This is a genomic window from Cytobacillus oceanisediminis 2691 (assembly GCF_000294775.2).
GTDB lineage: Bacteria > Bacillota > Bacilli > Bacillales > Cytobacillaceae > Cytobacillus > Cytobacillus pseudoceanisediminis.
The window spans coordinates 5405563-5419859 of record NZ_CP015506.1; the positions used below are offsets into that span (position 1 = coordinate 5405563).

7 protein-coding genes are annotated in these 14297 nt (G+C 33.4%); all 7 read right to left on the reverse strand.

Annotated features, from left to right (window positions below):
* Positions 1–368 precede the first annotated feature (368 nt).
* On the reverse strand, positions 369–3554 hold the full coding sequence (locus A361_RS26930) for a DEAD/DEAH box helicase (RefSeq protein WP_019382824.1): 3186 nt from the start codon (positions 3552–3554) through the stop codon (positions 369–371).
* Positions 3555–3583: 29 nt separating this feature from the next.
* Complete coding sequence (locus A361_RS26935) at positions 3584–4309, reverse strand: hypothetical protein (protein ID WP_019382825.1); 726 nt, start codon at positions 4307–4309, stop codon at positions 3584–3586.
* 15 nt (positions 4310–4324) lie between these two features.
* Entirely contained in the window at positions 4325–6223 is a 1899-nt protein-coding gene (gene pglZ / locus A361_RS26940; protein WP_019382826.1) for a BREX-3 system phosphatase PglZ, read from the reverse strand.
* 18 nt (positions 6224–6241) lie between these two features.
* Complete coding sequence (locus A361_RS26945) at positions 6242–8980, reverse strand: DNA methyltransferase (RefSeq protein WP_019382827.1); 2739 nt, start codon at positions 8978–8980, stop codon at positions 6242–6244.
* A 15-nt stretch (positions 8981–8995) separates the two neighbouring features.
* On the reverse strand, positions 8996–12700 hold the full coding sequence (locus tag A361_RS26950) for a DUF6079 family protein (protein WP_019382828.1): 3705 nt from the start codon (positions 12698–12700) through the stop codon (positions 8996–8998).
* A gap of 13 nt (positions 12701–12713) precedes the next feature.
* Positions 12714–13166 carry a BREX-3 system P-loop-containing protein BrxF gene (brxF, locus tag A361_RS26955; RefSeq protein WP_019382829.1) on the reverse strand — a complete coding sequence of 151 codons (453 nt, stop codon included), beginning with the start codon at positions 13164–13166 and terminating at the stop codon, positions 12714–12716.
* A 257-nt stretch (positions 13167–13423) separates the two neighbouring features.
* A complete protein-coding gene (locus A361_RS26960) occupies positions 13424–14014 on the reverse strand; it encodes a recombinase family protein (RefSeq protein ID WP_019382830.1) in 591 nt (196 codons plus the stop codon).
* Between the last annotated feature and the right edge of the window lie 283 nt (positions 14015–14297).

Here is a 14297-nt window from a genome sequence, read left to right on the forward strand (position 1 = left end):
CTTTTTCGTGCATTTCTTCGTAAAAAGTTCTCCATTTTGGTGTACTCTCTTTACCTTATGTACATCCCGCTGTTAGCAATTATTCTGGATTTTCCCCTAACATATGTCCTATGCGCATTTCATTTTAATAAGTTCTCCATTCTAGTGTACTCTCTTTACCTTGTGCATTTCGTTAAAAGGTTTTATTGCATAACAGACAATTTATGTAACGGAATAAAATAAGAGTGCGATAATATCTATTTTCGCACTCTACCATAGAAATATTTGTTTTATTTTTACTCCATTAACAATGGTCTTATTTAATGACTTAACTAAAAGATCAAGAAGACGGAAAAATGAATTTTTCTACTGTGTCTTTGTGCTACGCCTTAAAAACTATTAGTCAAATTTATTTCCTCAAAATTATCTCCGTGTATTACATAAACATATGTCTTGTCGATAATATTATTTAAGTCCTCTATATGGGATTCGCTAATCAAAAAGTCCGGCTTATCCGTTAAGATAATAAACCTTTCTTCACCATTGAAGCGTTCACTATAAAAATCAACTAACCCTAAGTTATCGTACATAGTTATTAGCTTACGACCATTTGCTTTCTCATGAGCTGCGACTAAATTGTAGTAGTCAGATGCTATAACACGATAGGATGAGCCATTAGGAATTAATTCAAACTGAGCTATTTTTTTAGGCGGCTGCAGAATAATTGTTCGCTGCCTATTTAAAGTATCTATCCGCTTTTTCTTCTGTTCTTCAATATCTATTAGCTGCGCGTTCATTTGATTGATAAGTGCTGAATTTTTATTGTCTAGATTATCAGATTGATATTGTAAAAGACGATCATATACCTCATTATATTGCTGTTGAAATGTCTCCACCAAGTAATCATACATTCGATTCAACTGACTAGTTCGTTTTTTCTCTAGTAGGTTCTTTTCCTCGATTGCCATTTGTAAAATTTGTTTCTGCAAAATGTGTTGTTCTAAGAATGGTAATTCCGTTACAGTATCCGAGAAATTCTCAAGTGCTAACCAATATAAGTTTAATTTTATAACTGACCCATCCTTACGTTTTGCGATAAACAGCAGTTCATTCTTCAATTCCTTTCCAATACCATCTTTATACACTAGACGATACAAATCAACTTCTAAATGCTCTGGGACGTTATACATAAATAAATAACGTTTGAATGCAAATTGATCATTTGTTTTATGAATTATTTTTTTTGCTAGAGAATATAAAGGATACGATTTTGTTACATATTGAATGTCTTCACTACTTTCTTCAATAAATCCTGTATAACGATACGAATCAGTTAAACTAGTTTCTTTGGTAAATTGATCTCGAAGAAGTTTTGGAAATCGCTCAATTCGTTTAACTCGATTTTCTTGACTACTGAACACTTTTACATTCGATTCTGCAAATGCATAATCCATAAGCTCTACATACATTCGATTTGGCACTCGGTTAATTTTAATATCGATTTGTGAGCTTTTCATTGCATTAATATCTACAGCATCCGTATCAAATTGCATTTTGTTCATTGTTTGTAATAACTCTTTATGTTCTTCACTTAGTCCTTTATCCATTTTTGAGATTACTTCATCTAATTTTTCACGGGTTAAAATAGCTTCTTTCATTAACTCCGCTAGATTGATATCACCATCAAGTAATTCTCCCATAAAGTTATAGACTAAATCATTCCCTAAATCCTCTTTCATTGTTTCTAACTTAGCAAGTAAACGAGTCATAACGTAACCTTCACGCGTATTGGCTGCTACAAGATTAAATACAAATACTTCATTTTTTTGTCCAATACGATGAATCCGTCCCATTCGTTGCTCTAAACGATTAGGATTCCACGGGATATCATAGTTAATCATCTGATTACAGAACTGTAGGTTAATAGATTCTCCACCCGCATCTGTTGCTAGCATGATTTGAGCTTTTTGACGGAATAAATCGACTTGTTTTCTTCGTTCGTCCATCGAATAACTTCCGATAATTTTTGCTATTTGCTCAACCCTTGTCGAAAGCTTTTCCTCCAAGTATTTAAGTGTATCAACAGATTCAGTAAAGATTAAGATCTTCTCTCCTGTATAAATAAGCCCTTCTACCCCAAATAGCATTTCCTCTAGTTCCAAATATTTCTTTTCAATTCCATATTTTTTAAGAGAAGTTGTTTTCGATAGTAATTTTTTCAACTCTGAAATTTCTTCTTGTAACGCGTCTAAATCAATCGTATCAAAAGCAAGTTCTAATTTTCTCTCCAAAGTGTCCTGCGATTCTGTTACTTCTTCCTCAAGATTGTTTTCATACAGTTTTTCGAGTTTTTGTGCAAACTTTTTCCGTTCATTTTCGTTTGTCTCCAGTATCGCTAATAATTTCTTATAACGACGAGCAAGTGACTTATGGATAGCTTCAATGGAAGAACTAAGTCGGCGTTGGAGTAGCATCATGGCAAAAGCAGTACTGTTATTGCCAGCATTAATTGCACGATTAAAATGAGTCTGTACATAAGCTGTTACAGATTCATATAAATCTAGATCAGGTTCTGTTAATTCATATTGAATCGTCTTCGTTGTTCTTTTAGGAAAAATCGGAGTTCCATCAAAATTCACCATGGATTCTTTTAAGCGACGAATGATAAATGGATTACTTTTATCCCGTAAAGATTCACTAGCAGAAACATGATGAAATAGATCCGGCTCAATTAGTTTCATTAATAAACGGAAATTCTCAGCATCTCCTTTGTGTGGTGTTGCAGTTAGGAGTAAGCAATGATTTGTTCTTGCCAATAGTTTTTCACCAAGATTATAGAGCTTTGTTTTCATTGTTTTCCTTTTGATTTTCCCATAAGAATAAGCCGCCATCTTATGAGCCTCATCAACAATGACCAAATCAAACTGTGCTTCTAATATCAACGCTCTAATATCCTCACGAGTAGACCAATGGATTGAAGCAAGAAAGCAATCATTTTCGATAAACGGATTTAAACTACCATATTCATTCAATACAGCACGATTAATAATTTTAAATGTTTCTTGAAATTTTTCCGACATCTCTTCCTGCCATTGGCGTAATACTAACGGCGGAACTAGAATTAATATACGTTGGATACTTTCACGTGCTTTTAATTCTTTAATTAGCATCCCAGACATAATGGTTTTACCAGCACCGGGATCATCTGCTAATAAGTAACGAATGTTGGACGTTTGTAGCATCCTGCTATATACAGCTTCAATTTGGTGAGGTAGAGGTATGACTTGTTGATTTCCTAATGCACGTGTTTTTGAATACTTATCTTCTATTTCAAGTGCTAGGTGTAGAAGGCGTTGTTGTACATCTTGGCCTGTGAATGTTAAGTTTGACGCTGTAGAGGTACTTAATATTGTCACTTGATTTAAATCAGTTGTTGTAAGTAACTGTTCGTAATAGCTATTAGATTGACGCCCGATTCCTTCAAGTAAATAATACTCATCTCCAAATGCTTCAAGTTTTTTTACTTCAATTGCCTCTGGGAAGAATGGTCCACTAATAATGTCTCCAATGTTCATGTAAATTTCCTCCAAAAAAAAACCCTCACTCAAAGAGAGTAAGGGATTTTAAGGTTTCTTTCTATAATTGTATCTCGAATATTTTTTATAATTGAATAGCGTTCCTTGTCTAAATCCCCTATACGTATATGGTAATCGAATGGATAGAAGATTGCACTATTATTTACAATATCTGTAGATACAGTATTTGCTTCATAGTGCATCATTAATACTTCAATCATTAAAGCTTTAAGTAAAGGATTCTGTATTTCAATTTCTATTTTTTTCGATTGATATAATCCGGGCTTTGGCATGGTTAGAAGTAGCCAATCTTTAACAGAAGAGAAAACTGCACCAACAGCAACTTCTACACGACGTCGATCTCCATATCGATTTTTCATCTCGTTTACAATAGATCTGCTCTGTATTTCATCCGACATTTTCAGCAGTTTTCCAATGTAATACATTTGTTCTCTAAAAAATGGATAGGCAATGCATGTTAGACAATAATTGGTTATTAATTTTTCTTTTGACGATAAATATGGATATTCTTTAAGTAATGTATCACGAATGTCCATAATAATAGGGTCTACTAGATACCATGTCTTCATTAACATGGTAATAGCATTCTTACGTGATTTATCACCTTTAATAGAATTCATCAATTCTATATTTAGTAAATTGTACATTTCTTTTGAAGAATATTGCCGTAATAAATTTGCTGTTAAATCAAGATGAGCCAGCTGAATTTTTTGATCAAAACCTACTGCTTTCATACTCGCCCCTACTTTCTAGCGCTTCACTTTTACAAATGGTACAATCACTTCCTCAAAATGAATACCACCGTGAGTAACAATTTTATCACTTTTTGGTACAAAAGCATAATTGCCTCTAGCTAATAATACATTATAGTCTTTTGGCAATCCTGAATGATTCCATGAAATTGTTGATTCTGCATACGTAAGATGTGTTTGGTTTCGAATATTCTTAGATTGATAAATTCGAGTACGTTCGCCTTTTGAGTTAACTAGGACTCCTTCATGAATTCTTCCTATTCCAAGGCATTCTACATTGCCATGATCAGAGGTAATGTATACATCATAATCTTGGTCTACTAAATCCGCTAGAAACTGATTTATATAGTTTGTAGATAGCCATGTTGATAGTTCAGAAAACATCGTTTGATTACCTTGTACAGCACCATGCATAAATTGATCAATAATATCTATAACAGCACCATATACACGAATTGAAGGAAATTGCATGTAAGAAAGTGAAGAATGGTTATACACTTCTAACCCAAGAGAATTTTCATAAGCAACATTTTGTTTTGTAAAACCTTCTTGCTCCCAGAATTGCAGCCAATACGTTTTTTCTTTCCTAGTTGAATGGATGGTATCAGCAAATTGTCTAGGTTCTAAACCTGAAAAAATAGCTTGCCTCGATACGGCAGTTACACTAGGCACCCATGAAAACACAGCATCTTCCTCAAATGACCATCCATCACTAGCTAAATGCTGTTTAATCATATACCATTGAGTAAAGTTCATTCCATCCATTACAATTAAAGCAATTTTGCTATTTATTTTCCTTGCTAGAAAATGAGGAATTTGATGGACCATTTTTGGCTTTGGAACAACAGGTAATGTGCGAAGACTTGCGTATTCTTCCATCATCCATTTTTCAAAGTGTTCATTTAATGTTTGTATTTGCATGTTCCATGTATCTGGTAATGTGCCATTGCTTAGATAGTTGTACTGAGTTTCTCCGATTTGACTAGCTAAATTACCCCATTCTAGACGTGAAAATCTTGTATAGTCTTGACCGAATAAACCTTTCACATCAATAGAAGGTTTACTCTCCATTACTAAACCTGCCATCATCCAATTTTCAAATTTCGCCTTATTAGATATTGGAATAGGCGTAATATAATTTGTGAGTGTTTGACGGACTATTGGGTCATCGAAATAAGAAAAATCATAATTGGTTTTCGACTCAAAAATGTGGTCATGAGAACGTTTCAAAAAGTCATGAATATATTTTTGCCACTCTTTATTTAATAAATGGGTTAAATGATCCCTTGATTGGAAAACAGTAAGTATTTCTGTTGAAAACCATGAATGTGATTTTTTTATGTTTTGTTGTAGTCGTTGAAAAAATAGCGAAGGAATGGCTTCGCTATTTTTAGAATAATAATGAATAGCTGCTTTTATAAGATCATTTTCATTACTAAAAACGCTGGTGTCTAGCTGGTACACCTTTGTTAATATAAAATCAATTGATTCGTTGTAGTTTAATTGTTTCAATTGATTACTGGACGCATCAAATAATAATGAAAGTACTTCATTTGGGCAGTATTGAACAACAGTAGGATCAAGAGAAGGGAAGATGGATTCCCACGATAGTATAAGTCGAATTGCGTTATTCAATATGTCATAAGGCAACTGATTGAATTGGTTTTCTGCAATCGTTAAAATCCAAGTAGAACGGCTCTTACGGTCTTCGTGTCGGAAAGATGTCTCGTATAGATAACGAAAAACGATTGAGTCTTGATAAGTATGGACAGTTATTCCCTTCTCAGCAAATTCCTGTAGCACTGTCTCCCGCTTGAATAAGCCATACTCATCTGAAACAATATACAAACTGCCTTTACTTTGGAAAAAAGTTGCTAATTTTTCAACCCAATTCAATCAAATCACCTTCTTTTATTACATATCTAAACGTACCTGTGCATTATCATAGTACATTAATAGTTTGTCATCTTCTTGAATAACTTGCTCTGGCAATCGGTCACCTACTGTGACAATCTTCTCGTAATTTTTCTCACTCCACGCCTTTTTAAATCCTGCCCGGATTGCCTCTGTACGGAATTGTTTTAATTTCTTCTTGCTGTTTCCAAGCTCTTCTACATAATGATCAAATTCACGTAACAAAGTTTTTTCACGCAATTTCTCAAGGTCCGCCTGTTTATTTGGGTCTGGCACATACCATCGATTCATTGCTTTTGCTCTTAGCTTACCATCTGTATTTTCTAACCCACGCATATCATGGAAATTCCGGCGCAAATAACTAGCAATTTGATCTGGTACTGTTTCTTCTCCCTCATATCGCAAGAAGTTTTGAGCAAGTAAATCATCTAACTCAGGCAACTGCTCATGCTTAGCAATATGCTGAATTTCCTTCATAAACTGAGGATGTAAATCCTGACGTGTTTGTGGTTTCTTCATCAGCTGTTGACGAATCCATTCAATAGAGCTATTCTCATCAGAAACAAATAAGCTCATTTGAGTAAATTCCTTAACTAATGTACGCTTTTTATCATATTCAGCTACCTGTGATTCTAAAAATGCCATCCCATCACGCATAGGGAAACGCTGAGTAACACCAACTTGGAACTCAGCAGAGGAAATTGGAACAGGGAAACCACTTTGTACGTGATAAGCTACCATGCGATCAAAAAGAATACGTGGTGTACGCTCTGCAATAATGGAAGCTTCACCTTTAGCGCCTAAAAATACAGGTAACTTTTCTAAATGTTGTGATATGAAAGTCCAAGCAGATTCAGGCGTATTTGTTTGTTCACGCATTTTAATAATATTTTCTTCACCGGGTTTGTAAGCTGAAATAACTAAATCTTGTTTAACAGCAGTAGTTGAAGTAACTGCCTTAAAACTTCCTTGCTTTTTATCCAGAGCTGCAACATTTGCAATTACAAAACCAGCTTTTTGCATAGCTTCTTGAATAGCATTCCATACACTTGCTTTTGAGTTACTAAATTCTACTGTTATCCAACGATTCGGTTTTAAAACTCTATAATAATTAGAAAAACATTCTTCAATTAATGTCTTATATTCTTCAATACTCTTCTCTTGTGCTGCATTAACAATTGCCTCTTTTTGAATAGATGTTTTGACCTTCAACCAAGATTCCCAAATGTAATTCAATTCAGAGTAATTAATATTTGCTCCGAAAGGTGGATCAGTAAAGATATAATCTATGGAGTTGTCTTTAAGTTGGATACTATTTGCAGATTGTATACTATTAATATTTGTTTTTCCTTTAACAATCAGAGCTTTTTGTAAATCTCTCACCTTTCCATTTAGAACTTTGTAGATATTAGCCTCAGCAGTTAAACTTGAAACATATAATGTCCCGTTTAAAATTCCATTACCTCGATTTCCTAAATTATATCTTACAAGTTTAGAAACCAAGTTATATAAAATAGATTGAATTGCCAATTTCATATATAAAGAACCTTTAAAATCATGATTAATTCTGGAGAAAAGATCCCCTAAGATCGCAAGATTTCTTTTAGTATAGAAATGATGGACATTCTTAAATCCGTGACTATTCAATGGCTGTTGTGTGTTAACTCCTATAGGCATTTCATCGGTTGGTACCCATGTGTTAATGACAGAATCATTAATTCTTTTTATTAATTCTTTATCTAAATCATCTAAAACCTTTTTGTACTGTTTTTTATTGTAAATATAATTTATTTGAACAGGTTCTTGTTTTCCAATATTAATATTTTCATTTAAAACATTGTCGTAAACTGTTTCAAACACTCTGTTCATCTTTTCCTTTGATAATTCAATGGAACATTTTGGACAAGGGAAGTTTTTTAATAATACATTCTCCTTAGAGTCATAAGCTTCATTATAAAATATAATCTCTTCATTACATTCTGGACATTCAAATACGTCGCTCCAAATGACATAATTAATTTGTCCATTTTCTCCATTGCTATGTTTAGTAGTATAATAGTTACCAAATTCACTTTCCGATTGAACTATTAATTTCTCCATTTCCCGTACAAAATTATTACTGTTAATTTCAGTATTATAATTTGCTGTAATGAAACTTGCAGCAGGAGATAAGTCACTTAAAATACTTTTTCTAGAACCTACCTCAGCCGTTTTCATATTTAAACTCATTACTTGTTCTTTATCTCCACACATATTTGCGGCTACACCAGTCATACCAGTCCCTGAAAATGCATCTAAAATAATGTCTCCGGGTTTTGTATAGTGTAGAATATAGCGCATTATTGCTTTATAAGGAACCTTTGTATGATACGTATGAGCTGTATATATTGATTCATTTTTCCCTTCACTAACATCGGTAGTAAACGGTTCACGGTGATACTCATCGTTTACATCACGACCGTACTTAGTAAACTTTTCTTTTTCCCATTCCTCAATAAAATTATTAACCCAAGGGTTCGGACATGCGGTATAATATGGCGGGTCTGATAAAGTAATAATGTCTTCATCCTCACCTATAGGGAAGCCTTCAATTTGTTTAAGTTCAGGTAGTTTTTTTCGTAGCTCTTCACGAAAATACTCTCTACGTGCTTCTTCACTTTCAAAGGTCATACCAAGGCAGACAACAGGAGTGTTGTCTGCCTTAGTTACCTCAAAAGAGAGCTGTTCATTATTTGTCATGTCAATCTCTCCTTGTTATTTTTTTAGCATTACACGTACACGATTTGACGGAGCAGTACCAACTGCTTTTGCCAGCATCTCCTCAAAACGTTTTCGTAATTCTTCTACCGTTAATGGATGTCCATTTGCCATCATTTGTTCTATATCTGATAAATTCAACTCCACTTTATCGATACCCTTTAATAAATCGTTAATTGCTTGGATCAAACGGACATCAATTGGCAAATTAAATTCTTGCTTATCAATAAATTCTTGAATCAATCGTTGTTGTTCTGTACTTAACAATAAAATGTTTTCTTTTACAGAAGCATCATTTAAGTTAGTCATTAATGTTTCCGTCCAATTTTGATAAATAACTGGTAGTTCTTCTTCAAGTTTCTGTAAAACAACTTTTTCATTTGCCGTAATATCTGTCGGTCTGAATTTACACTCACCACAAATTTGTGTGTGTTGTAATTTGTCTTCAGAAACGTGATAGCATGTCTTGAGTTCAGTCAAGGCCTTTTCCCATTTAACAATTTGCTCTTTCGGTAAAATGGAAATACGACTCGCTAGTTCTTTTAATCCTTTTAAGCGATCATCATTTAGGAGTGCCGTTTTTCGTAGGTTTTCTTTTGCATTCAGACGTGATTGATCGTGTGCCTCTATATATAGTCGGATATACTCTTGTTTTAAGTTATTTAATTTTACAAGTTCTTTTGAAATATCCTTTTGTTCCTTTAAACCATATTGGATTTCATCGAGTGTATCTTCTACATTTCTAGACCAATCTGAATGAGTCCCCATATTTGGTTGCGCAACACGCAGGTAATTTACAAGCTGAGAAATATTTTTCAGTTGATTATCTAGTTTGAGCAAATTTTCTATTGTTTTAAGCGCTTCTCTTTGAACTTCTATGGTTGCTAGGTCATATTTTAAATTACGCATTTTAGCAGGTGTATTATAACGTTTTAATCCTTCACAAAACTCTTTGAAATCCTCAAGCAATCTTGTTTGCTCTTGTATTTCTGCATTATTTAATAATTGACCATCCCATGTAGGAATTCCTTTTTTAACAAGTTGTAAAAGTGATAATGTCTCTGCTATTTTATTGTTTGCTTTTTCTGTAATACTGCCAATGGCGCGACTTAACATATCTTCTTCATAATTTGGAATTACCACTTCAAATAAATCTGCCAGCGCATTGATTTCCGTTATTGGCAAACCAGTAGGCTTCTTAATATGACTAAATTGAGTTAATTCCTTTATTGGTCGTTGAACGTATTCGTGTAAGTTTAATGCATTATAAGTCTTACCTCCGATAGTCACTTCTATTGCCCCAGCACTTATCATAGCGCCCAATAACACAACGAATAACTCCGGCTCTAAAGAATATTGCTTCGTAAATTGTAAATCTGGTGTACCTTTAATACGTTTTGTTTCAATTAAATCGCTATGATTTATTACTTGTCCATGACCCTTTGCTTCTAATAAATCGATTATCCATTTAGCATAACCTGAATTATTTATAGTCAATCTATTTGATTTATCTAACAATACAAATCCATCTAAAATGTCTGCACCCATTTTTGATTCCGCACCGTTGATATATTGGAGTGCTTTTTGGACATAGGTTTCCATATTATCTTTTGTTAAAATCCCTTGAATTTTTCCAAAAGAAGGATAATCCTCATATTTTTGCTCGAACCAATCCGTTAAATAAAATTCAGCAGCAGTATCAACAATTTGCTTTACCGTAGGATTATTTAAAATATACATGCGCAAATCAGCAACAGTAGATTTCTTTCCTTTGTAGGTGATTTCAAATGTACTATCAAAGTTTTCGATTAACCATTTAAATAATTTCCTCTGATATTCTTCTACCTTCGATGTGTAAAGTTTCTTCGTTGCTGGAGAAGCATCAGTTGCTAAGTCTTGAGCCGCTGCATAAAGTTTTAGATACTTATCAAAATCTTCATTGCTACGATTATATTCAAAGAATATTTCATCAGGTTTATGCTCATTTTTAAATGTTACTTTATCATAAGGTCGTAACATATAAATGTAGAAGTCACGTTCTGGCTGCGCAGTTCCACGTTCATTTGGTGCGCCAAAGAATAAATAACCCGGACGCATAACGTGATGTGCTTCCCAAGCTAGATCATATCTCCAGACTTTAACATAAGAAACATGGGTATTATCATCTAGTTCCATTGCTTTTTGTAATAAACTGAAGTAGTAATGATCCAGTTTATCGTCTTCAATCGTTTCAGCCTGTGCTTGAATCAAACTATCCACATCAATATCTTTCTTTAAATCTAAATAGTATTGACCATTCGACTCATTTGTAGAAATATATTGATAACTTACAGTTTCTTGGATGGTTTTCATTGCTGCTTCAATATTTCCTTTTAAGAAATCTGACGGATCATCTTCTTCTAGTAAAAATTCTATACTTGTAGTCGGATGCAAAAATAAGTCATCACGTAATTCTATTGTTGTTAAACCCACCTTGTCATGAATATCTTCTGTTGAAAGGCGATACACAGCTAATGCATTAATCATTCGTAACGCCATTGGTTGGTATAATTTCTTTTTAGCCGGAAATGCATTCTCGATACGATCTTTTAATATTTTATGTTTATCAATTACTGCCCGGATATTTGAATCTGATCGGTTCGTCGCGTTTTCTTGGATGTACGTCCAATAGCTGTCGTAAGAAATTAATCCGGGTGAACCCTCTGGTAATGGCGACTGAATGATTTTTTTAATTTCGCTGCTTATAGTTTGAAGTGCTACACGTTTTTCAGCTATATTCACTCTTTCAAATGCAGTCAAATACGCTGGGTGGATAGGGAATAGATTGATATAGGTTTCTAAATCTTCGTTTAAACGTGTATAAAGTCTAGTAAACCCTTTTAAATGCTCACGAATTAAAGATTTTTGTTCATCAGTTTTCTTCAACAATCGTTGCGAAACTACATATGCAATGTCATCGCGAACAATGCTTACTTGAACAAAACGCTCACTAATACGTTTTAAGGAATCCGAAACATAATTAAAACGTGCGTTACCAAAAAGCATCTCTTGAATCCCTGCAATAAATCTAAAACGAGTTTTCCCACAGATTTCTCCTACTTCACGTAAGAATCCTAAATCTAAAGCAAGCTCCTGCTCACGGCGGCCACGTAAATAGTCTAGTAACTCATCAATAACTAATAGTAATCCTTGATTGGGATACTTTTCATTGAATAGACCCATCATTTCTTCAAGTGCTTCTTTATTATTTGTGATTTGATCCACTGGAGGGAAACTGAAATCAACACCCCATTTGGCCAAATTATCTTCTAAAGCATGTACTAAAATATCCCGCAATGGTGTTTTAACGGCACCAAATTCAATTCGGATGACCTTAAATTTACCTTCTATCTCCTTTGCCTTTTCAGCGACAAAAGGATTAGTAATAAATTGACTCACATTTTCACGCTCAGCAATAGTTGAAATTACACTCATTAAATGAGATTTACCTGTCCCATAGTTACCAACAATAAATAACCCTTTATTCTCTATAGGATGGCTAAATTGTAAATGTTCAAATATCAAATCATTCAATTGCTCTGCCATACGTTCGGAAATCACATAAGTTTTTAATAGATTATTTGCATATTCTTCTACATTAGCTTCCGTTAATTTAATAATGGATTCAATTGGCTCAAATTGTAGCAAATCTTGATATAACATAAACTTTTCCCCTTTACTTTATAATGATGGCATCTTGCACAATGAACTTTTTATACTCAGGATGACCCGGTTCACCATGTGTGAGTGTATCCCCAATAATTTTTCCTCGCCAAGATATAATAAGTGTTTTATATCGACTATTATTTTTTATTAGTATCATAGGGTCAATTTCCAACGAATTGTCGAAAAGTAATTCGTAATAATCTAAACAAATTACATCATCATGATACTTATCAATTAATTGCTGGAATACTTCAGTAATACGAAAAGACCTTCGACTGACTGGAATATCTTGGAGTATTCGAGATATTTCAATGTTAACATTTATATAGGGTAACGAGTGAGTTTCGGCAAATGTTTTCACTGAATTACCATTAATATAATCGTACACAAAAATTTGTTTGAAATATCGTTCTGATACAACTGATATTGAGTTCTCAATCTGTTCAAGAAAATGAGTATTCATAAAAACTCCTTCTTAAAAAAATGAAATGTAAACTATATTTTTTATGTTATTCTTTCATTCAATAGAACTAAGAAATTTACATAAATACCGTACTCTTATACAATAATCTTTACCTAATCGGCGAACCAATGTTTAGGACAATGCTTCCTAGACATCTCACAATAATTAAATGTTTGGTCCTCTTCGAATCAAAAAATTTATATATACATACGTTTTAACTCTTCATTCATTGATTTATCCTCCATCTATGTAATCTATTATTCTTCTATCATTAATAAATTTGTTGTGATTTTCTCAGCAATAGTTTTCTTCTTAGCCCTTACAAGCGTAGATACTGAAATCCCAGTCATATCTTCAACTTGTTTATACGAATGATTTTCTAGTAATAATAAGGCATGATTAATTTGCTGCCTTGAAAATTTTTTTGGTCTTCCCTCTCGGAAGTCAGGATTTTGCTTAGCCAAAACTTTTCCTTCCTGAGTTCGTTCTACAATCATATCTCTCTCAAATTCTGCAAACGCTGAGAAAATCGTGAAAATTAATCTTCCCGAAGGAGTATTTTCAATTACCCCCATATTCAAAACATGAACTTTTATATTTCGATCAAATAAATCTTTAATGATTTCAAGAGCATCTTGTGTACTCCGAGCAAAACGGTCTAGTTTTGTAACGACTAATGTATCTCCTTCTTGCAAGAGATTGATTAATTTTTGAAATTCCGCTCGCTTTTTATTTGTACCAGTAAATTTCTCAGAGAAAATTTGATCACAGTTTTCCTTCTTTAATTGCTGCAACTGTACTTCTAAATCCTGATGGATTGTACTTACCCTAGCGTAACCATATTTCAATAAAATCACCTCTTTACACCAGTTTAAAGCACATATTTTTGAACATAAGTATTGATTATGCTTATCACCCTTATTTTACAGTATTAGGAATTCATGTTCAATACTTTGGAGTTTTGAGCAATTCTATTGATCCAGTAGAATTCTTTTCACTATAATTCTTAAAAGTTATAAGCAAAAAAAGGACTGAAAAGGTTTCAGTCCATAAGGATGTTAAGCTTCTTTTTTCTTCACTTTGTAAAATAAACTACCAATAAAGCCAATTAAACCTCCCAATGAGAGAATA

Coding starts and splice junctions, on each gene's coding strand:
- A361_RS26935 (WP_019382825.1), bottom strand. CDS start 4,309: ATGAAAGCAGTAGGTTTTGATCAAAAAATTCAGCTGGCTCATCTTGAT.
- brxF (WP_019382829.1), bottom strand. CDS start 13,166: ATGAATACTCATTTTCTTGAACAGATTGAGAACTCAATATCAGTTGTA.
- A361_RS26950 (WP_019382828.1), bottom strand. CDS start 12,700: ATGTTATATCAAGATTTGCTACAATTTGAGCCAATTGAATCCATTATT.
- A361_RS26930 (WP_019382824.1), bottom strand. CDS start 3,554: ATGAACATTGGAGACATTATTAGTGGACCATTCTTCCCAGAGGCAATT.
- A361_RS26945 (WP_019382827.1), bottom strand. CDS start 8,980: ATGACAAATAATGAACAGCTCTCTTTTGAGGTAACTAAGGCAGACAAC.